The sequence below is a fragment of the Pseudomonas sp. NFACC04-2 genome (assembly GCF_900119265.1).
In the GTDB taxonomy this organism is placed as follows: Bacteria; Pseudomonadota; Gammaproteobacteria; order Pseudomonadales; family Pseudomonadaceae; genus Aquipseudomonas; species Aquipseudomonas fluorescens_AA.
On record NZ_FPJC01000001.1, the window covers coordinates 359779 to 379506 of the forward strand.

Below are 19728 nucleotides of genomic sequence, written 5' to 3' on the forward strand. Positions count from 1 at the left end.
TTAATGCAAACGATTAGCATTGGCTGATCCTATCCTCCCTCCCCTGCAAACTCAACGTCGTTAGCGACCAGGCCCACCAAGATCCCATGCACACACTTCGCAATTTCTGGCGTCTCGCGCAGCCCTTCTGGGCTTCCGAGGAAAAGTACCCGGCCCTGTTGCTGCTGTTGGCCACCGTACTGATGACCCTGTGCCTGGTCGGGGTCAACATCCTCACCAATTTCTGGAACCTGCATTTCTATAACGCCTTGCAGGCCTTGGACTACCACGGTTTCCTGATCGGTAGCCTGCAGTTCATCCTGCTGCAGATCGGCATGGCCGCCTTTACCGTTGGCGCGTTCCATTTCCAGCAGAAGCTGACCATCCGCTGGCGGCGCTGGGCGACCCGCAACATGCTCGGTCAGTGGCTGGGCAGCCAGCGCTACCAGAAGCTGAAGCTGACCGAGACCGAGGTCGACAACCCCGATCAGCGGATCGCCGAGGACGTCGACCTGTTTATCGTCAAATCGCTCAAGTTGAGCCTGGGCCTGTTGACGTCGGTGGTGTCGCTGTTTTCCTTCCTGCATATCCTCTGGCAGGCCTCCAGCCTCGTCAGCGTGCCGTTCAACGACCACTCGATCGTCATTCCCGGGCTGCTGGTGTGGGTCGCCCTGGTGTATGCGCTCCTGGGCACCGGCCTTGCATTCTGGCTCGGACGTGCACTGCCCAGCCTCAACTTCATGCAACAGCGGCGTGAAGCGGACTTTCGTTTCTCGCTCATCCGCCTTCGGGAGAACGCTGACTCGGTGGCGCAATACCGCGGCGAGGTCGTGGAGAACGAACGCTTCAACCACCGCCTGGAGGCGGCGCTGGAAAACTTCTGGGCGCTGGTGAAAAAACAGAAGCTGATCATGGGCTACTCGACCTTCTATTTGCGCAGCGCGACGGTCATACCGATGTTCATCATGGCGCCACAGTTCTTTGCCGGCGCCTTTCCCCTTGGCCGCCTGACGCAGATAAGCGCGGCCTTCGGCGAAGTGCACGCGGCCATCGCCTACCTGGTAAGTGTGTTCCCGGAACTGTCGGAATGGAAATCGGTGATCGACCGCTTGGTCGGCTTCCAGGAGCGCCTGGATAACGTCGAGGTCAAATCCCAGGTCAGGCACGAACAACAGGCCAGCGGCCTTGATATCAAGGACCTGGACATCTGGCTGCCAAATGGTCGTCCGTTGTTCAAAGGCTTCAACCTGTCACTCAAGCCCGGCGACAGCCTGATGATCAGCGCGCCGTCCGGCTACGGCAAATCGACGCTGATCCGCACGATTACCGGGCTGTGGCCCCACGCGCGCGGCTCGAGCTGTTATGACCGCGAGCGCGCCCTGACGCTGGCGCAAAAACCCTACCTGCCGTTGGGCAGCCTGCGTGAAGCGCTCTGGTATCCCCACCCACCCCGTCGCGAAGAGGATGCCTCGCTGCGCCAGGTCATGGAGCAAGTCGGCCTGCAACACCTGGGCGATCAGTTGGAGCAGGAGCGCGACTGGGCACAGACCCTGAGCATCGGCGAACAACAACGCTGTGCGTTCGTCAGGGCCCTGCTGGCCCGGCCCACGGTGCTGTTCCTCGACGAAAGCAGTTCGGCGCTGGATGCGGCAAACGAAGCGCGCTGCTATCAACTGCTCAGGCAAACGTTGCCGGACACGATCCTGATCAGCGTCGGCCACAGCGCCTCCCTGGAGCACTTTCATTGGCAAGTCCTTGAATTGAAGGACGAGGCGCAATGGGTGCATCGCAAGATCAAGCAAGCGGTGTGATCCCGATAGGGAAACACTGAATAACCTTTGGCGAAGGGAGCCTTGCTCCCACAAAATCCCCTCACCGCAAAATCCTCAGTATCCCAGTCAATCGGGCCCACCTTCGCGCGTCGGCATGCAGAGTTTGTGGTCTATAGTTCCTGACAGATCCAGGACCTTTGCTCGGGCCATCAGGAGCTACATCCCTCGAGCCGTACCGTACCGACGCCCACCAGCCTTCGGTCGAACCATGCAGGGAGCACACCATGCCGATCCAGCGGCCTGAGACACTGAGGTTGGCCCCTGGCACTGCTCATTGTGCCGAGGCCGATGACGATACCGAGGCCGGCGTGCTTCGGCGCGCTTTCGACCAGGCCAAGAAAGCCTACATCCTGTTCCCGCTGCTGGCCGTTCTATTGTTGCTGGCCATCTGGAGCGCCACCCTCTACCTGATCAAGGTCGAACATCTTCGCGCCCAGCAGAGCGCCGCGACGGCCAGCCTGGAAATGGGCGCCATCTACGAAGCGCAAATGTTGCGCGCCATCCATGAAATCGATCAAACCCTCAAGCTGGTCAAATACACCTACGAGACCGAGGGCGAGCCTAATCCCCTGCGCCGGCTCCAGGAGCGGGCCTTGTTGCCGCCGGCCTTGGTGTTCGACGTCAGCGTGGTCAACCCGGACGGCAGGCTCGTGGCGAGTACACGGGGCAACGGTCGGGAAAATAGCGCTGACCCGAATGAGCAGCAAACACTGCGGCACAGCGACTCATTTTCCATCAGTCATCCGTGGAAAAGTCCAATCACCGGAACATGGCGCTTGCGCTTCAGCCGGCGACTCGACGCCGCGGATGGCACGCTTTCCGGGATCGCCAGGGTCGAGGTCGATGCCGCCTATTTCGTCAGCAGCTACGACGCCTCGAAACTCGGCGAACAGGGTGCGCTCGGGTTGCTGGGCACTGACGGCCTCTTCCGCGTGCGACGCACCGGAGAAACCGTACTGGCCGGCGATACGGTCGATTACACGACGGTGGTGCCGGACGCGGAAAACACCGAGGCGGTGCTCTCGGTCAATGGGTGGGATGGGGTGCGGCGCTATACCAGTGCCCGCCAGCTCTATGACCTCCCGCTGGCGGTGATTGTCGGGTTGTCCGAGGAGGAACAACTGGCCGCGGTGAACCAGCAAGCGCGTACCTACCTCTGGCGCACGGCGGGCGGCAGCCTGGTGTTGGTGCTGCTGGTGGGGGTGCTCGCCCGGATGAGCTGGCAACTGGCGCAAAGCCGTTTGCGCGCCACCGAAATCCAGGCTCAACTGGCCGCCGCCGCTCGCCAGGCCGGCATGGCGGAAATCGCCACCAACGTCCTGCACAACGTGGGCAACGTGCTCAACAGCGTGAATGTCTCCGCCGATCTGCTCACCCGCAAGCTGCACACCAGCAAGGCCTCGGGGCTTGGTAAGGCGGTGCAGATGATGAACGAGCACGCCGATGACCTCGGCGACTTCATCTGCCACGACGAGAAAGGCAAGCTGCTGCCCGGCTACCTGAACCAACTGGTGGACGCGCTTGCGCTCGAGCAACAGAGCATGACCGAAGAACTCGGCCAATTGAGTAAAAGCGTTGATCACATCAAGGAAATCGTCGCTGCCCAGCAATCTTACGCAAGCACATCCAGCCTCGCCGAGGCCGTGCAGATCAAGGACCTGATCGAGGATGCCCTGCGCATGAACGCCAACATCATCGCGGCGCATCGGATCACCGTGGTGCGAAACCTGGCCGAAACGCCCTTGCTGCAACTGGACAAACACCGGGTGCTGCTGATCCTGATCAACCTGATAAAAAACGCCAGCAGGGCGATGGATGACCGGCCGGAGCGGCCCCCTCAAATCATCCTTAAGAGCGAGGTTCCCCAAGAAGACACCCTGGTGATCAAGGTCATCGACAACGGCGAAGGCATAGCGCCCGAGAACCTGACGCGAATCTTTGCCCATGGCTTTACCACACGCAAGGATGGCCATGGTTTTGGCCTGCACAGCTGCGTCCTGGCGGCCATGGAGATGGGCGGCTCGCTGGAGGCCCATAGCGATGGCCCGGGAACGGGGGCGACCTTCACGCTCAAGTTGGCGATCTAGGCTGCGCTTCGGTACGTGATACGCGCAGCTTCAGCCAACGTTACAAGGAACAGACGAATGGCGATCCACGCAACGAGGTTACCTTGAGCCCATGGCGAAAAGCCCAATACCTTGGTCTTGGCAGCCAGTCGCACACCGACCGTGGCTTTACGTGGGGTGGCGATGACGAAGTGCAGTTGACGCCCCTGACTTATTGGTCCAGTTTCTAATGCAACCAAGTCCCGCAGTTTTCGTGCAGGACGCTAAGCTTGATAAACCCGGTTCGTTAATCAAAGGGTCTTTGCAAGCCTATGAATGATGTCAGTAGCCCCTCTCCCCCTGCCATTGATCACCTATGGTCATTCCTGTGTCGTTGATTCCCCTGGTGGTATGTGACGACTCCAACATGGCGCGCAAGCAGGTGTTGCGTGCGCTGCCGACAGACTGGCCGGTTTCGGTCACCGAGGCGAGCAATGGGCGCCAGGCCATGGATGCCATACGCCAGGGCCTGGGGCATGTGGTGTTGCTCGACCTGACCATGCCGGAAATGGATGGCTACCAGGTGTTGAGCGCCTTGCGCGACGAAGGATTGAAGGCCCAGGTCATCGTGATTTCCGGTGACGTCCAGGATGAGGCGGTGCGCCGCGTACATGAGCTGGGCGCGCTGGCGTTCCTGAAAAAACCGTTCGATGAAAACGACCTGCGCCAGACGCTGGCGCGGCTGGGACTACTGGCCCAACCCAGCCAGGTACCGTTGCAGAATCGTTCGACCACGAACACGGCCATCAGCTTCCATGATGTGTTCCGCGAGACGGTCAACGTGGCCATCGGCCGGGCAGCGGCCTTGATCGCCAAGGTGCTGGGGGTCTTCGTGCAATTGCCGGTGCCGAACGTGAACCTCCTTGAGGTCGGGGAGTTGCACATGGCCTTGACCGACGTCGGCAGCTCCCAGCAACTCACTGCAATTTGCCAGGGTTTTATCGGCAGCGGCATCGCTGGCGAAGCCCTGTTGATCTTCCATGACTCGGAAATCGCCGACATCGCGCAATTGATGCAGCGCCAGAGCGCCGACTATTCGGACCTGGAGATGTTGCTGGATCTTTCCAGCGTCTTGATCGGCGCGTGCCTGAGCAGCATTGCCGAACAGATCGACGTGGTGTTTTCCCAAGGCCACCCGCAGATTCTCGGCCAGCACGCGGCCATCGAGGAACTGATCCGGGACAACAGCAAGCACTGGAAAAAGACCCTGGCGGTGGAAATCAGCTACAGCCTGGAAGGGCACGATATTCGTTTCGACCTGTTGCTGTTGTTCACGGAGGACTCCATCGAACGGTTGACCCACAAACTCGCCTACCTGATGAACTGAGCCATGAGCGAATCCATCGATCTGAACGAATTCCACTGGTTGCTGGCCATCGTTCAGAGCATCGACGTCGGGGTGGTGGTGCTCGACCGCGAGTACCGCGTGCAAGTCTGGAACACCTTCATGGAGAACCGCTCCGGGGTGCAGCCCAAGGACGCGCACAACCAGCATTTTTTCAGCCTGTTCCCTGAAATCGATCGCCAATGGTTCAGCCGCAAGGTGGAAAGCGTCGCGACCCTGGGCACGCCAGCGTTCACGGTCTGGGAGCAGCGTCCGTACTTGATGCGTTTCAAGAGCTACCAGCCGATCACCGGCCAGGAAGCGTTCATGTACCAGAACACCACGCTGTTGCCGCTGCGCTCGCCCGACAACACCATCAAGCACATCTGCCTGGTCATCTATGACGTCACTGACGTCGCCACCAACCGGCATCAGCTCCAGGCCGCCAACGCACAACTGCAGCAACTCTCCAGCACCGATCGGCTGACGGGGCTGTACAACCGCGGTCATTGGGAAAGCAACCTGAAAGCCGCCTACGCCCGGCACCAACGCTACGGCCATGCGTTGAGCCTGGTCATGCTCGATATCGATCACTTCAAGCGGGTCAACGACACCTACGGTCACCAGGCTGGCGACAAGGTCATCGAGCACGTCGCCAGGCTGCTGCACGAGCATGTGCGCGAGTCCGACGTGGCTGGGCGTTATGGCGGTGAAGAGTTCGGCGTGGTGCTCTCAGACACCGACAAGGCCGGCGCACAGATTTTCGCCGAGCGCCTGCGCAAGGCCGTCGAAGCGCTGGAAGTGCAGTACAACGACCAGACTATCCGCTTCACCGTCAGCCTGGGAGTGGCCGACCTGAGCCAGCCCTCGAACGACCACGCCGAGCTGATCGCCAGGGCCGACCAGGCGCTGTATACATCGAAGAAGACCGGGCGCAATCGGGTGACAGTGCATGATTAGCGAGCCCACTTTCTTCCAGGATGACGGTGAGATTTGTGCCCACCACACCTCCCTTGTGGGAGCGAGCTTGCTCGCGATAGCGGTGGTTCGGCAGCATTGAGGGCGGCTGACACGCCGTCATCGCGAGCAAGCTCGCTCCCACATGGGTTCATTGGCATTCACTCGCCAAGGCTTGGGGAAGCTTCATCCTCTTTACCCAGCAGCTTGAGCGTCACCCCATTCGTCCAGCCGAAGCCGTCCTGCAATTCATATTCGCCACCTCCCCCGCCGTCGCCCCGTCCGGACAGGTCGTATTTCTCCACCAACTTGTTTTCCTTGCGGTAGAGGTTCTCGACTTGCTGCAAGAAGCGGCTGCCTACCTGTTGCGCCAGCGCGGTGTGCCCGTAGCGGTCCAGCCCTTCCACCGCGACCCATTGCAGCGGTGCCCAGCCATTGGGTTCGTCCCACTGCTGGCCAGTGTTGACCTGGGTGGTGGCGATACCTGCGGAACGCAGCAGGCCATCACGGACCGCATCGGCGGTGCGATTGGCATGTTCGGCGCTGGCCAGGCCCGTGTACAGCGGGAAAAGCGTCGCGGCCGTGAGCGGCTGGCGTTGTTGCTGACGTTGCCAGTCGTAGTCCACGTAGAAACCTTTGTCGGCATTCCACAAGTGCTGCTCGATGGCTCGCTGACGCAATTTGGCGCGCCGGCCGTAAGCCTGGACGCATGGGGCGTTCTGCACCGTCTCGCAGGCTTTGACGATGGTCTGTTCCAGGTGATAGATCAGGCTATTGAGGTCCACGGGCACAATGGCCGTGGTGCGAATACTCGCCAGGTTCTGGCCGTCGTCCAACCAGCGCGAGCTGAAGTCCCAGCCACTTTCGGCGCCGGCGCGCAGGTCACGCCAGACCTCTTCCTTGGGACGGTCCGGCGCCCGTTCGGCGGTGCTGACATCTTGCAACCAGGACTCCTGTCGAGGCGTCGGGCTGGCATCCCAATAGCGGTTGAGCACACTGCCATCGGCGAGTTTGACCACGTGCCGATCCGCAGCACCGGGCTTGAGTGCCTGGGCGCCCGCCATCCAATAGGCATACTCCTTCTGCAACTGTGGCAAGTATCGCCCATAGGCCTGGTCACCTTCGATACGCGCCTGTAACTCCACCATATAGGCGAAAAATGGCGGCTGCGACCGACTCAGGTAGTAGGTGCGATTGCCATTGGGAATGTGGCCGTAGGTGTCGATCATGTAGGCAAAGTTATCGGTCATCTGGCGGACCTGAGCCTTATCGCCGCTTTGCTCGAGACCCAGCATGGTGAAATACGAATCCCAGTAATACATCTCGCGAAAACGTCCCCCAGGTACCACATAGGGTTGCGGCAAGGGCAACAAACTGCTGTAGGCCGGCACCTGGCTGTAGGATCGGCTCAGTATCGGCCAGAGGCTGTCGATGTGTTCCTGGATCGGAGCACCGGGCTTGGGCGCCGGGCTTTCGGCTTGGCCAGATTCGATGAAGTTGTCTTTCACGAAAGCCTTGATATCGAAGCCGTCGCGGCCACGTTGGGCCAGGTAGTCGGCGCGGATCTGCGCCGGATCACGGTTAGGCAGTGCGTCCACGAAATGCTTCTGGTCGGTGAACACCTGCCCACGCTGCACCGCTTCAAAGAGCTCGGGGTAGGCCTGGTCGGGAGGAAGATTGGCTCGTGCCTGGGCGTCGATGTAGCTCCATGTGGCAGGCGGTTGACTTGAACAGGCCACGCACAGCAGCGCGGCAAAGGAAAGGCTGGTGAGTTCAATAGGTTGCATCAAGGGGATCCATCCTGTTTTTCGTTCCTGACAAACGAGTGACCTGCCGGGATGGACCTGGGTTCAGTCAATGATGCGGTGCCGGGCGGCGCCTCGGCCATATTGGTCAGTCCAATCTATATTTTTATTAATTGGTATTGCCAATATTTTTTCCAGCCTGTAGCTTCGGTCCAAGGTCATGGGGTGCAGGTCACCGCTCGCCTACAACAAAAAAGAGCCCGGTCCCGGCAGCCGCGCGCTCACAACCCTCCTCCCGCCTATGGGCAGCCACCGCCTGTAGGCCAGCCAAGGAGCATCGCCATGCTGACAGTCATCTGTAACGAACCCGGCTCGCTCACCGCCATCGAACGTGAACACCCCCTCAGGAAACCGGGGGAGATCCTGATCCGGGTCAAGCGTGTCGGGGTCTGCGGCACCGACCTGCACATCTTCACCGGCAATCAACCGTACCTCGAGTACCCGCGGGTCATGGGCCACGAATTCTCTGGGATGGTGGAGGGCACCGACGAGGCCAGCGACTTGGCTGTCGGCGATGTCGTCTATGTAATGCCGTACCTGTCCTGCGGGACTTGCATCGCCTGCCGCCAGGACAAGACCAACTGCTGCACCGGTATTCAAGTGCTGGGGGTTCACTGCGACGGTGCTTTCACTCAATACCTGAGCGTTCCCCATGGGTTCGTGCACAAGGCCGTGGGGATTTCCCTGGACCAGGCCGCGATGATCGAATTCCTCTCGATCGGCGCTCACGCCGTGCGGCGCTCGAACATCCAGGCGCAAAGACACGCCCTGGTGGTCGGCACCGGCCCGATCGGCATGGCGGCGGCGATCTTCGCCAGCCTGCGCGGTGCGAAAGTCACCGTCCTGGATACCCGAGAGGATCGCCTGTCGTTCTGCAAACAACACCTGAATATCCACGCCGCCGTGCACATCGGCGAAGGTGACAAGCAAACCCTGGCCGAGCTGACCGAGGGTGATTTTTTCGACGTGGTCTTCGACGCCACCGGAAATGCCCGGGCCATGGAGCGTGGGTTCGAGTTCATCGCCCACGGTGGCACCTATGTGTTGATCTCGGTGGTTCGAGACTCCATCACCTTCTCCGATCCTGAGTTCCATAAGCGAGAAGCCACGCTGATGGGCAGCCGCAACGCCACCCAGGAAGACTTCCGGTACGTCGAACAATGCTTGCGCGACGGCTTGATTCCGGATGCGGCCCTGAACACCCACCGACTGACGCTGGGCGACGTGCCCCACTCGTTCGCCAGCTTGCTCGACCCCAAGCAAGGTGTCGTCAAGGCAATCATCGAGTGCTAGAAATCGGAGGACGCCCCATGAACCCGCCTTCTGCTTTGCTTGTTTTGACACCCGGCGATGATGTCGCGGTGGCCCGAGGCGATATCGCCGAAGGTCAGTCGGTGAATGCCGACGGCATCAGCCTGATCGCCCGGCAGGCAATCCCGTCCGGCCACAAGATCGCCCTGCGCCCGGTGTTGGCCGGCCAGCGGGTGCTCAAGTACGGCCAAACCATCGGCCAGGCCACCCAGGCCATCGAGCCTGGCGATCACGTCCACGTGCACAACTTGGATATGCCCGCCAACACGGCCGAACACAGCGTACGGAACGTCTATGTCCCCACGTCGTTGAGCGAGAACCCAGCGACCTTCGAAGGTTACGTCCGCGAGGATGGGCGCGTCGGCACCCGCAATTACATCGGGATCATTTCCAGCGTCAACTGCTCGGCAACCGTCTGCAAGCAGATCGCCAATGCCTTTTCTGCCGAGCGCTTGAAAGACTTCCCCAACGTCGATGGCGTCGTTGCGATCACCCATGGCAGCGGCTGTGGCATGGGCGCCCAGGGCGAAGGGATCGACATCCTCAAGCGAACCCTGAGCGGCTATGCCGATCACGCCAATTTCGCCGGTGTGCTGTTGATCGGCCTGGGTTGCGAGGTCAATCAACTCACCCCGTTGATGAATGAACTGGGGGATCGCCCCGCGGCGCTCAAGGCCAGTCTGGTCATCCAGGACGAAGGCGGAACTCGCGAAGCGGTGCGACGAGGCATCGCCCACATCGAAGCGATGCTGCCCCTTATCAACCAATACCAGCGCACGACCGTTGCCGCCAGCCACTTATGCGTCGGTTTGCAATGCGGCGGCTCGGATGGCTACTCCGGCATCACGGCCAATCCGGCACTCGGCGCGGCCGTGGACCTGCTGGTGCAACAGGGCGGCACGGCGATCCTTTCGGAAACCCCGGAAATCTATGGGGCCGAACACTTGCTGACGGCCCGCGCCGCGTCTGCCGACATCGCGGCAAAACTGATGGCGCGCATCCATTGGTGGGAAGCCTACGTTCGCCACAACGACGGTGATATGAATAACAACCCTTCGCCGGGCAACAAGGCCGGGGGCATCACCACCATCCTGGAAAAATCCTTGGGCGCCGTGGCGAAAGCCGGTGCGACCGGGCTGATGGGCGTTTACCAATACGCGGAAGCGGTCGATGCCCGGGGCCTGGTGTTCATGGACACCCCCGGTTACGACCCGGTGTCGGCGACCGGCCAGGTGGCCGGTGGCGCCAACCTGATCTGTTTCACCACGGGGCGCGGCTCGACCTACGGGTGCAAGCCCACGCCCTCGTTGAAAATCGCCACCAACTCCCGGCTGTTCCAACGCATGGAGCTGGACATGGACTTCAACGCGGGCGGCATTGTCGATGACGTGGAATCGGTGGCCCAGGCGGGTGAACGGTTGTTCCGACTGATGCTGGCGACTGCGTCCGGACACCGTACCTGCAGCGAGGAAAACGGCTTGGGCGATAACGAGTTCCTACCCTGGCAGATCGGTGCGGTGATGTGAATGGCGAAGTCACTGCACCCCTCTCCCTCTGGGAGCGAGCGTGCCCGCGAAGGCGCTGGGTCAATTTGCATCATTGCTGAATGTACCGCCGCCTTCGCGAGCAAGCTCGCTCCCACCATCAAGCGCCTATGGTAGCCTTGGCGGACTCTCCGATGGACGTCCACCCATGGTCTCACCGATCAACGCCGCCGAACGCAAGCCCTACCAGAAAATAGCCGATCAATTGCGCAACTACATCGCCCAAGGGGATTTCAAAGCAGGCTCCAGGCTTCCCCCCGAGCGCGACTTGACCCAACTGTTGGGGGTTTCCAGGCCGTCGCTTCGCGAGGCGCTGATCGCCTTGGAAATAGACGGCGACATCGAGATCAAGATGGGCTCCGGCGTGTATGTGCGAGCCCGGTCCAAGGACGGAAAAAACCCGAGCATGACCTTGGGCGAGAGCCCTTCGGAACTGATGCAGGCGCGTGCGTTGATCGAGGGCGAGTCGGTGATCCTGGCATGCCTGCATGGCAAGAAAAGCGACTACCGCTATCTGCAGGACTGCATCGATGCCATGCGCGCGAGCATCGCCAACGGCCTGCCTCCACTGGAGGATGACCGTAAGTTCCATCAGCGCCTGGCCAAGATGAGCGGCAACTCCGCCCTGGTGCGGATCATCACCGCCCTGTTCGATGAACGACACAACCCGATTTCGGCTCACCTGAGCAAACACTCGGAGAATGCCCTGACATGGGAAGCCGCGGTCGTCGAACATGAAGCGATCCTGCGCGCCGTAGCCCAAAAGGATGTCCTCGGCGCCCAAACCTCGATGCGCCAACATCTGAGCCGTTCGGAGAACCGCTGGCTGCGAGCGCTGGAGCCGGAAGACACGGGCGACTAGACCTGCAGTCCTGGGCTTTTGATTGACTGACCAAATACCATCGCGAGCAAGCTCGCTCCCACAGTTTGATCGGTGGTGCGCCTCGATTTCGCGGCCTGTCCAAGCCTCCTGTGGGAGCGAGCTTGCTCGCGATGGCGGCAGCACAGCCACCATCGCTGTCACAAGCAAACGCCCCCCGCTTGCCAAACCTGATGGCCGGTCATACATGCGCCGTCCTGTCCTCCGGCTAGATCGGGAGCAATCGCCGACAAAATTCGTACGCCCTTGGCCGCTGATGCTATCCGCGAACCACCCAAAATCCCGTGGGTGATCGTCCACGTCAAAAGTAAATCAAAGCCTTGGTTGTGCTGCGCTTCGCTTTGCTTGGCCAGCGTCAAGTATTCGAAATTTGACACTACAACGCTGTCACCTATCGTTCCTCTCGAGACCGCACCCAGGGACCGGGTGGCCCGGACGCCTTTGCAGGCGCGGTCGTCAAAGTCATTCCCCTCAAGGAGCAACAAAATGTCTGGAGCGACCCAAACCATTGATGTGCTCGTCAATGTTGACGCCGATTACCTGCTCGCCCACCCCAACGACGTAGGCGGCGCAATTGCCATGCTGGTGACCCGCAGTGCCATCGACAGCCATGCCAACATCACCAGCGGCGAAGGCGAAGGCGGCAACGAGTTGTGGTTCGACGTAAAACCCGGTGACATCATTCGCTGGCGCGCCACCACGCTGTCGCGCAACTTCGACCGCATCGCATTGATCAAGGATGTCGAGATCGGCGACCCCCACCAGGGCGGTGATTACAAGGGCAGCATTTCGAAGCCGACACCGTTCAACATCCCCGGCATCCCCGTGCCATATCTGGACAACGGCGCCCCCGGCGGTATCTCCAAAACCGATGTGACCTATACCTTCTGGCAGTCCACTGCGCTGAGCCCAGGAAAGCTCTGGTACCAAATCTACTTCGTTCTGCTGGACCGTCACCTGAACCAGATTGGCCCGATCAACACGTGGGACCCCTACGTCACCGTCAATAACCAGTAACTGAAAGGCACACAGCACCGGCCGGCGCCCTCGTCAACGACGAAAGGCACCGGCCGGGGCTGTGTCCAGGCACTACAGAACGTCCCTTCCTAGGCCGCTTTTTCAAACTCCATCAATGCCGCCAACACCAATGGGTGCAGGACAGCGTCAGGATGTTTCGTTTGCCAGGCCATCAAGTCGCGACACATGGTTGGCGTCCAGAAGCTCTTGATGTGTTGGTACACGCCACGCACCGCCACCCCATGGTCCGGCTCACTGGCGAAATACTGACCGATCTGGTTGGCCATCTTGATCAAGCTGTCAGAGCTCATCGACGCACCTCGGCTTTTTCGGCATGGCGACGCTCCTTCAACAGGCGGCCTTGTTCATCACTGAAGGCTTGGTAACGCTTCTGCCATTCCGAAGGCTGGCTGACCCGCACGATCTCCACCGCTGTCACCTTGTATTCCGGGCAGTTGGTGGCCCAGTCGGAGTTGTCGGTGGTGATCACGTTGGCGCCCGATTCAGGGAAGTGGAACGTGGTGTAGACCACCCCTGGCGCCACCCGCTCGGTCACCTTGGCCCGCAGCACCGTTTGCCCGGCACGGCTGCCGATACCGACCCAATCTTCGTCGACGATCCCGCGGTTCTCGGCATCGGTCGGATGGATTTCCAGACGATCCTCCTCGTGCCACGCGACGTTTTCGGTGCGCCGGGTCTGGGCGCCGACGTTGTACTGGCTGAGGATGCGGCCGGTGGTCAGCAGCAGCGGATAACGGTTGTTGACCTTCTCCTCGGTGGGCACGTAGCCGGTGAGCATGAAGCGGCCCTTGCCGCGCACGAACTGTTCGATATGCATGGTCGGCGTGCCGTCCGGCGCGGCATCGTTGCAAGGCCATTGCAGGCTGCCGTGGCGCTCCAGTTCGGCGTAGCTGACACGGGTGAAGGTCGGCGTCAGGCGGGCGATTTCATCCATGATTTCCGAAGGGTGGTTGTAGTGCATCTTGTAACCCAGGGCATCGGCCAGGGCGATGGTGGCTTCCCAATCGGCCTTGCCGGCCAACGGGTCCATCACCTTGCGAACGCGGGAGATGCGGCGTTCGGCGTTGGTAAAGGTGCCGTCCTTCTCCAGGAACGAGCTGCCCGGCAGGAACACGTGGGCGAACTTGGCCGTCTCGTTGAGGAAGATGTCCTGGACGATCACGCATTCCAACGCGGACAGCGCGGCCGTCACATGCTGGGTGTTGGGGTCGCTCTGGGCAATGTCTTCACCTTGGCAATAAAGCGCCTTGAAGGTGCCGTCCAGGGCCGCTTCGAACATGTTCGGGATACGCAGGCCCGGGTCGGGTTGCAGGGTGACGTTCCAGGCCTGCTCGAACTCGGCGCGGACCGCTTCGTTGGAGATGTGCCGATAGCCTGGCAACTCGTGGGGGAAGGAGCCCATGTCGCAGGAACCCTGGACGTTGTTCTGCCCACGCAACGGGTTCACCCCGACACCTTCGCGACCGATGTTCCCGGTCGCCATGGCCAGGTTGGCGATGCCCATGACCGAGGTGCTGCCTTGGCTGTGTTCGGTGACGCCGAGGCCGTAATAGATGGCCGCGTTACCGCCAGTGGCGTAGAGCCGTGCCGCGGCGCGGATCTGCTCGGCAGGTACGCCGCAAACCGGGCCCAGGACCTCCGGTGAGTTTTCCGGCTGGCTGACAAAATCGCGCCAGCGGGCGAAGTCCGTCGCCTCGCAGCGGGCTTCGACAAAGGGCTGGTCAATCAGGCCTTCAGTGGCAATGACATGGGCCAGCGCGTTGAGCATCGCCACGTTGGTGCCGGGACGCAGTTGCAAGTGCAGCTCGGCGCGGGCGTGGGGCGAATCCACCAGGTCGATGCGCCGTGGGTCGATGACAATCAGTCGCGCGCCCTGGCGCAGACGGCGCTTGAGCTGGGAGCCGAACACCGGGTGCGCGTCGGTGGGGTTGGCGCCCATTACCAGGATCACATCGGCCTTCATCACCGAGTCGAAATTCTGGGTCCCGGCGGATTCGCCCAGGGTCTGCTTGAGGCCGTAACCGGTAGGCGAATGGCAGACACGGGCACAAGTGTCGACGTTGTTGTTGCCAAACGCCGTGCGCACCAGTTTCTGCACCAGGTAGGTTTCTTCGTTGGTGCAGCGGCTGGACGTGATGCCGCCGATGGAGTCGCGCCCGTACTTGAGCTGGATCCGGCGCAGTTCGCTGGCGGCGTAGGTGACCGCCTCGTCCCAGCTGACTTCCTGCCACGGGTCGTTGATGTGCTTGCGGATCATCGGCTTGGTGATCCGATCCGGGTGCGTGGCGTAGCCCCAGGCGAAGCGGCCCTTGACGCAGGAATGGCCGTGGTTGGCCTGGCCGTTCTTGTCGGGGACCATGCGCACCAGTTGTTCGCCTTTCATCTCGGCGCGGAACGAACAACCCACCCCGCAGTAGGCGCACGTGGTGATGACACTGCGCTCCGGCTGGCCGATTTCCACGACGCTCTTGTCGATCAGGGTCGCCGTCGGGCACGCCTGTACGCAAGCGCCGCAGGACACGCATTCGGAATCGAGGAAGTTGTCCCCCCCGGCCGCTTCCACCCGGGAATCGAAGCCGCGCCCGCTGATGGTCAGGGCGAAGGTGCCCTGGATTTCCTCACAGGCACGCACGCAGCGGCTGCAAACGATGCACTTGCTCGGGTCGTAGTCGAAATACGGGTTGGAAACGTCCTTGGCCTCATCCAGGTGGTTGGCACCTTCGTAGCCATAGCGCACTTCGCGCAGACCCACCTGCCCCGCCACGGTCTGCAATTCGCAGTTGCCATTGGCCGAGCAGGTCAGGCAGTCCAGCGGGTGGTCGGAAATGTACAGCTCCATCACGTTGCGTCGCAGCGTGGCGAGCTTGGAGGTTTGCGTGCGCACCACCATGCCCTCGGTCACCGGCGTGGTGCAGGACGCGGGGTAGCCGCGCATGCCGTCGATTTCAACCAGGCACATGCGGCAGGAGCCGAATGCTTCCAGGCTGTCGGTGGCGCAGAGCTTGGGAATGGTGGTGCCGAGCAAGGCCGCGGCACGCATGACCGAAGTGCCGGCGGCGACGCTGATTTCACGCCCGTCGATGGTCAGGCTGACCTGCACGTCGCTTTCACGCGCCGGGGTGCCCAGGTCGATATCGGTGCTGGGATCGAAGATGGTAATCATTGGTCGGCCTCCGTGGTCGCCAGACCGAAGTCGGCGGGGAAATGCTTGAGGGCGCTGGCGACAGGGTAGGACGTCATCCCACCGAGGGCACAGAGCGAACCGTATTGCAGGGTGTCGCACAGGTCCTGCAACAACAGGGCCTGTTCCTGGCGGGCACCGGCTTCAGTGCTGGCGATCAAGCGATCCACCACTTCCACCCCGCGGGTGGAACCGATCCGGCATGGCGTGCATTTGCCGCAGGATTCTTCGGCGCAGAATTGCAAGGCGAACCGGGCCATCTGGGCCATGTCCAGGCTGTCGTCGGCGACTACCACACCACCGTGGCCGAGCATCGCGCCCATGGCGGCGAACGCTTCGTAGTCCAGCGGCGTATCGAACTGCGAAGGCGGCACCCAGGCACCCAACGGCCCGCCCACTTGCGCGGCCTTCAGGGGCCGTCCACTGGCGGTACCGCCACCGTAACCTTCCACCAATTCTCGCAGGCTCAGGCCGAAGGCGCGCTCCACCAGGCCGCCGTGCCGGACGTTGCCGGCCAGTTGGAACGGCATCGTGCCCAGGGAGCGGCCCATGCCGAAGTCGCGATAGAACTGCGCGCCCTTCTCCAGAATGATCGGCACCGAGGTCAAGGTCAGTACGTTATGCACCAGCGTCGGCAACCCGAACAGGCCTTGCAGCGCCGGCAGCGGCGGCTTGGCGCGCACCGTGCCACGCTTGCCCTCGAGGGACTCCAGCAGCGCCGTTTCCTCGCCACAGATATAAGCGCCAGCACCGACCCGCACTTCCAGCTCGAACGCGCGGCCACTGCCGCCGACGTCCGCGCCCAGATAACCGGCCTCACGGGCGATGTGCAGCGCCTCGTTCAGGGTACTGACGGCGTCCGGGTACTCCGAGCGCACGTAGATATAGCCCATCGTCGCGCCTACGGCGATACCGGCGATGATCATGCCTTCGATCAGCAGGAAGGGGTCGCCCTCCATCAGCATGCGGTCGGCGAACGTGCCGGAATCGCCTTCGTCGGCGTTGCAGACCACGTACTTCTGCGGCCCCTGGGCATCACGCACCGTGCGCCACTTGATGCCCGCCGGGAACGCCGCCCCGCCCCGGCCACGCAGGCCGGAGTCCAGCACGCTGGCGACCACATCCGCGCCGTCCATCTGGATGCACCGGGCCAGGCCCAGGAAGCCGCCCCGGGCACGGTAGTCGTCCAAAGACAGCGGTTGCGTGATGCCGGCGCGCGCGAACAGCAGGCGCTGCTGGCTCTTGAGATAGGGAATCTCCTCCACCGGCCCCAAGGCCAGCGGATGGCTACCGGGATCGCCTGCCAGGGCATTCAAGAGGCCTGGCACATCGGCGGGCGTGACAGGGCCGAAGCCCAGCCGGACGCCGGCGCTTTCCAGCTCCACCAAGGGTTCCAGCCAATAGAGGCCACGGGAACTGGTGCGCAACACCGTCAGCGGCAGTTGGCGACGTTCAGCCTCACGAACCAACGCATCGGCCACCTTGTCCGCACCCACGGCACGGGCCACCGAATCACGGGGGATACAGAGCGTCAGCATGCGCCCTCCTCCATGCAATCATTCACCAACTGACGCAGACGCTCGGGCGTAAGCCGAGCATGCAACTCCCCGTCCAGCTCCAGGGCAGGCGAGCAAACGCAGGCCCCCAGGCAATAGACTGGCCGCAGGCTGATACTGCCATCGGCGCTGGTGCCGTGATCGTCCAGCGCCAATTGCTCGCGCAACTGCGCAGCCAGGGCTTCGGCGCCCATGCTCTTGCAGGACTCGGCCCGGCACAGGCGAAGCGTATGGCGCGCCGGCGGCGTGGTGCGGAAATCGTGGTAGAAACTGATGACCCCGCGCACTTCAGCCAGGCTGAGGTTCAGGGCGTGGGCGATCTCCGGGACGGCGCTGTCGGGGACATACCCACAGCCTGCCTGGATGGCATGGAGAATAGGCAGCAAGGCACCGGGGGTGTCCTTTTCGCGCGCAAGCACGCTATGGATCAAAGGCAGGTGAAGCGTCTCATCGGGCATAAACGTACCTCGGCATCTCGAACGACACCGCCGCATAGCGGCAGCCGTCCGGAGTCTTGGCTGCGGCGTCCGGCCCACGTCACGGTAGCGTGGCACATCCGATCGCCATTCTCGCTCTCCGGCCAGGTGTCTTTTGCGCATCTGGTCCGGGGCATCTTCACAGCTTGCCACTCCCGGGGGTTGGCGATTGCACATGGACGACGAAACGTGTTCTGAAAGCGACTCCCTGGAAAGCCCTCCCCGTGAATCTTGCCTGAACAAGAATACACACACGCCGGATCCGCTTATTCGAACCGCCACTCCGCCTTAATGGGCTTGGCGCAATGCATTGGCAACCAGCGTAAATGCAGGCGAAGGTTGCCGCCGACTGGGGTAGTACAAATAGTAGCCTGAAAATGGCGGGCACCAATCTTCCAGCACGCGCACCAGCCGCTCCTTTTGAAGTTGGCGAGCGCTGCGTGAAGCCCATGGCAGTGATCAGGAAAAATCCTGAGAAAACGGAAAGCTGATACCATCCGGCCATTGACACGCTGAGCAGATCGACATGAATCGCCGTAAGAAAATAAACCAGTTATTGAAGGCTAACGCCAAAAAGGCCAGTGCCAAGCTGGCACCCAAAAGCAAGAATCAATACATCAGCAAAGCCGACCGCCTGAAACTGGCGGCTGAAGCCAGTGAAACACCCATCACACCTGCGCAAAGCTGATCCACGTCACCGCCCCGTTGAAGCGCTGCGCCAAAATCGTCGCGCCTGGCTGCTGATCTCAAGCTCGCGCTTCAGTCCTGCCGGGCAGGCTCCAGGTTGCCGCCCTCCCTTGAAATCATCTGCCCTCGGCGAAATTTCGGACAGCCAGCGAAATTGCGTCTTGCGCTAAATATATGGAAATACGAATATTCATTTTTCCATATATCAGGTTTTCGTCCGGACGGGAGATGTGCAATGAGTGAGTTTTCCAGCGAACCCCCAAATGACTTTCCAAATCTGGACCTGTCGCTTTTCGATGTACCAACACCGGAAAAGCTCGCGCAGAGCGCAGAACCACAGCACAAGCCGCGCATACTTCTACTGTACGGATCAACACGCGAACGCTCCTTCAGTCAGCTGCTGACCCGTGAAGCGGCACGCCTGTTGGAGCTCATGGGCGCCGAAACCGCAATCTTCGATCCCTCCGGGCTGCCGCTGCCGGACGATGCCCCCGTCGATCACCCCAAGGTGCAGGAACTGCGCGACCTGGTGATGTGGTCGGAAGGCCAGGTTTGGTGCTCGCCAGAACGCCATGGCTCGATGTCGGCGGTGTTCAAGGCACAGATCGACTGGATCCCGCTCGCCCTGGGCGCGGTTCGTCCCTCACAGGGCAAGACATTGGCGGTGATGCAAGTGTGCGGCGGCTCGCAATCCTTCAATACGGTGAACCAACTTCGCGTGTTGGGTCGTTGGATGCGCATGGTCACGATCCCCAATCAATCCTCCGTCCCCAAAGCCTTCCTTGAGTTCGACGAAGCCGGGCGCATGAAGCCGTCGTCCTATTACGACCGAGTTGTCGATGTGATGGAGGAACTGATGAAGTTCACCTTGCTGGTGCGTGGCAGAGAAGCCTATCTGGTCGACCGCTACTCCGAGCGCAAGGAAAGCGCCGAAGCGCTTTCCAAACGCGTTAACCAGAGGTCAATCTAGGCGCAGCGGCAGAATCAGGATGTGCTGCGTTTGGCTTTTCGAGGCAAAATACGCCCTTGAACCGCAAGGAACGCATGGTGAGT

General features: G+C 61.5%; 16 protein-coding genes. 10 read left to right on the plus strand and 6 right to left on the minus strand.

Going from position 1 to position 19728, the window contains the following annotated elements; all coding sequences use genetic code 11:
• Nucleotides 1–86 precede the first annotated feature (86 nt).
• The 4 genes from BT125_RS01440 (at nucleotide 87) to BT125_RS01455 (ending at nucleotide 6200) form a co-directional block, all read left to right on the plus strand.
• A complete protein-coding gene (locus BT125_RS01440; RefSeq protein ID WP_072404647.1) occupies nucleotides 87–1790 on the plus strand; it encodes an ABC transporter ATP-binding protein/permease in 1704 nt (567 codons plus the stop codon).
• Nucleotides 1791–2035: 245 nt separating this feature from the next.
• Nucleotides 2036–3898 carry an ATP-binding protein gene (locus BT125_RS01445; RefSeq protein ID WP_072404648.1) on the plus strand — a complete coding sequence of 621 codons (1863 nt, stop codon included), beginning with the start codon at nucleotides 2036–2038 and terminating at the stop codon, nucleotides 3896–3898.
• A 334-nt stretch (nucleotides 3899–4232) separates the two neighbouring features.
• Nucleotides 4233–5243: a response regulator gene (locus BT125_RS01450; protein WP_072404650.1), complete on the plus strand. Its 1011-nt coding sequence runs from the start codon at nucleotides 4233–4235 to the stop codon at nucleotides 5241–5243.
• Between the two features lie 3 nt (nucleotides 5244–5246).
• Entirely contained in the window at nucleotides 5247–6200 is a 954-nt protein-coding gene (locus tag BT125_RS01455; protein WP_072404652.1) for a sensor domain-containing diguanylate cyclase, read from the plus strand.
• A 158-nt stretch (nucleotides 6201–6358) separates the two neighbouring features.
• Here BT125_RS01455 and treA read toward each other — a convergent pair whose 3' ends face one another.
• A complete protein-coding gene (gene treA, locus BT125_RS01460) occupies nucleotides 6359–7984 on the minus strand; it encodes an alpha,alpha-trehalase TreA (RefSeq protein ID WP_072404654.1) in 1626 nt (541 codons plus the stop codon).
• 300 nt (nucleotides 7985–8284) lie between these two features.
• Between treA and BT125_RS01465 the strand changes: the two genes are divergently transcribed.
• From BT125_RS01465 to BT125_RS01485, 4 genes are all read left to right on the plus strand, one after another.
• On the plus strand, nucleotides 8285–9295 hold the full coding sequence (locus BT125_RS01465) for a zinc-binding alcohol dehydrogenase family protein (RefSeq protein ID WP_072404656.1): 1011 nt from the start codon (nucleotides 8285–8287) through the stop codon (nucleotides 9293–9295).
• A gap of 17 nt (nucleotides 9296–9312) precedes the next feature.
• Nucleotides 9313–10839, plus strand: coding sequence for a UxaA family hydrolase (locus BT125_RS01470; RefSeq protein ID WP_072404657.1), 1527 nt, complete (start codon nucleotides 9313–9315; stop codon nucleotides 10837–10839).
• 166 nt (nucleotides 10840–11005) lie between these two features.
• Nucleotides 11006–11719, plus strand: coding sequence for a FadR/GntR family transcriptional regulator (locus BT125_RS01475; RefSeq protein ID WP_072404659.1), 714 nt, complete (start codon nucleotides 11006–11008; stop codon nucleotides 11717–11719).
• A 504-nt stretch (nucleotides 11720–12223) separates the two neighbouring features.
• Nucleotides 12224–12754: an AidA/PixA family protein gene (locus tag BT125_RS01485; RefSeq protein WP_072404663.1), complete on the plus strand. Its 531-nt coding sequence runs from the start codon at nucleotides 12224–12226 to the stop codon at nucleotides 12752–12754.
• An 89-nt stretch (nucleotides 12755–12843) separates the two neighbouring features.
• Here the strand turns inward: BT125_RS01485 and BT125_RS01490 are convergent, their stop codons facing one another.
• From BT125_RS01490 to BT125_RS01510, 5 genes are all read right to left on the minus strand, one after another.
• Complete coding sequence (locus tag BT125_RS01490; RefSeq protein ID WP_072404665.1) at nucleotides 12844–13065, minus strand: formate dehydrogenase subunit delta; 222 nt, start codon at nucleotides 13063–13065, stop codon at nucleotides 12844–12846.
• Nucleotides 13062–15938 (minus strand): formate dehydrogenase subunit alpha, encoded by a 2877-nt coding sequence (fdhF, locus tag BT125_RS01495; protein ID WP_072404667.1) that lies wholly within the window; start codon nucleotides 15936–15938, stop codon nucleotides 13062–13064. Before fdhF ends, BT125_RS01490 begins: the two co-directional genes overlap by 4 nt.
• A complete protein-coding gene (locus BT125_RS01500; protein ID WP_072404669.1) occupies nucleotides 15935–17494 on the minus strand; it encodes a formate dehydrogenase beta subunit in 1560 nt (519 codons plus the stop codon). Before BT125_RS01500 ends, fdhF begins: the two co-directional genes overlap by 4 nt.
• On the minus strand, nucleotides 17488–17970 hold the full coding sequence (locus BT125_RS01505) for a formate dehydrogenase subunit gamma (RefSeq protein ID WP_072404671.1): 483 nt from the start codon (nucleotides 17968–17970) through the stop codon (nucleotides 17488–17490). Before BT125_RS01505 ends, BT125_RS01500 begins: the two co-directional genes overlap by 7 nt.
• Before the next feature lie 306 nt (nucleotides 17971–18276).
• Nucleotides 18277–18444, minus strand: a complete 168-nt coding sequence (locus tag BT125_RS01510) for a LysR substrate-binding domain-containing protein (protein ID WP_371857779.1) — start codon at nucleotides 18442–18444, stop codon at nucleotides 18277–18279.
• A 70-nt stretch (nucleotides 18445–18514) separates the two neighbouring features.
• Between BT125_RS01510 and BT125_RS01515 the strand changes: the two genes are divergently transcribed.
• Nucleotides 18515–18676, plus strand: a complete 162-nt coding sequence (locus BT125_RS01515; protein WP_072404673.1) for a DUF2986 domain-containing protein — start codon at nucleotides 18515–18517, stop codon at nucleotides 18674–18676.
• Between the two features lie 234 nt (nucleotides 18677–18910).
• The gene (gene arsH, locus BT125_RS01520; protein ID WP_072404675.1) at nucleotides 18911–19645 is read left to right on the plus strand and encodes an arsenical resistance protein ArsH; all 735 of its coding nucleotides are present in this window, start codon (nucleotides 18911–18913) and stop codon (nucleotides 19643–19645) included.
• The last annotated feature ends 83 nt before the right edge of the window (nucleotides 19646–19728 follow it).

Coding starts and splice junctions, on each gene's coding strand:
- BT125_RS01440 (WP_072404647.1), top strand. CDS start 87: ATGCACACACTTCGCAATTTCTGGCGTCTCGCGCAGCCCTTCTGGGCT.
- BT125_RS01445 (WP_072404648.1), top strand. CDS start 2,036: ATGCCGATCCAGCGGCCTGAGACACTGAGGTTGGCCCCTGGCACTGCT.
- BT125_RS01450 (WP_072404650.1), top strand. CDS start 4,233: ATGGTCATTCCTGTGTCGTTGATTCCCCTGGTGGTATGTGACGACTCC.
- BT125_RS01455 (WP_072404652.1), top strand. CDS start 5,247: ATGAGCGAATCCATCGATCTGAACGAATTCCACTGGTTGCTGGCCATC.
- treA (WP_072404654.1), bottom strand. CDS start 7,984: ATGCAACCTATTGAACTCACCAGCCTTTCCTTTGCCGCGCTGCTGTGC.
- BT125_RS01465 (WP_072404656.1), top strand. CDS start 8,285: ATGCTGACAGTCATCTGTAACGAACCCGGCTCGCTCACCGCCATCGAA.
- BT125_RS01470 (WP_072404657.1), top strand. CDS start 9,313: ATGAACCCGCCTTCTGCTTTGCTTGTTTTGACACCCGGCGATGATGTC.
- BT125_RS01475 (WP_072404659.1), top strand. CDS start 11,006: ATGGTCTCACCGATCAACGCCGCCGAACGCAAGCCCTACCAGAAAATA.
- BT125_RS01485 (WP_072404663.1), top strand. CDS start 12,224: ATGTCTGGAGCGACCCAAACCATTGATGTGCTCGTCAATGTTGACGCC.
- BT125_RS01490 (WP_072404665.1), bottom strand. CDS start 13,065: ATGAGCTCTGACAGCTTGATCAAGATGGCCAACCAGATCGGTCAGTAT.
- fdhF (WP_072404667.1), bottom strand. CDS start 15,938: ATGATTACCATCTTCGATCCCAGCACCGATATCGACCTGGGCACCCCG.
- BT125_RS01500 (WP_072404669.1), bottom strand. CDS start 17,494: ATGCTGACGCTCTGTATCCCCCGTGATTCGGTGGCCCGTGCCGTGGGT.
- BT125_RS01505 (WP_072404671.1), bottom strand. CDS start 17,970: ATGCCCGATGAGACGCTTCACCTGCCTTTGATCCATAGCGTGCTTGCG.
- BT125_RS01515 (WP_072404673.1), top strand. CDS start 18,515: ATGAATCGCCGTAAGAAAATAAACCAGTTATTGAAGGCTAACGCCAAA.
- arsH (WP_072404675.1), top strand. CDS start 18,911: ATGAGTGAGTTTTCCAGCGAACCCCCAAATGACTTTCCAAATCTGGAC.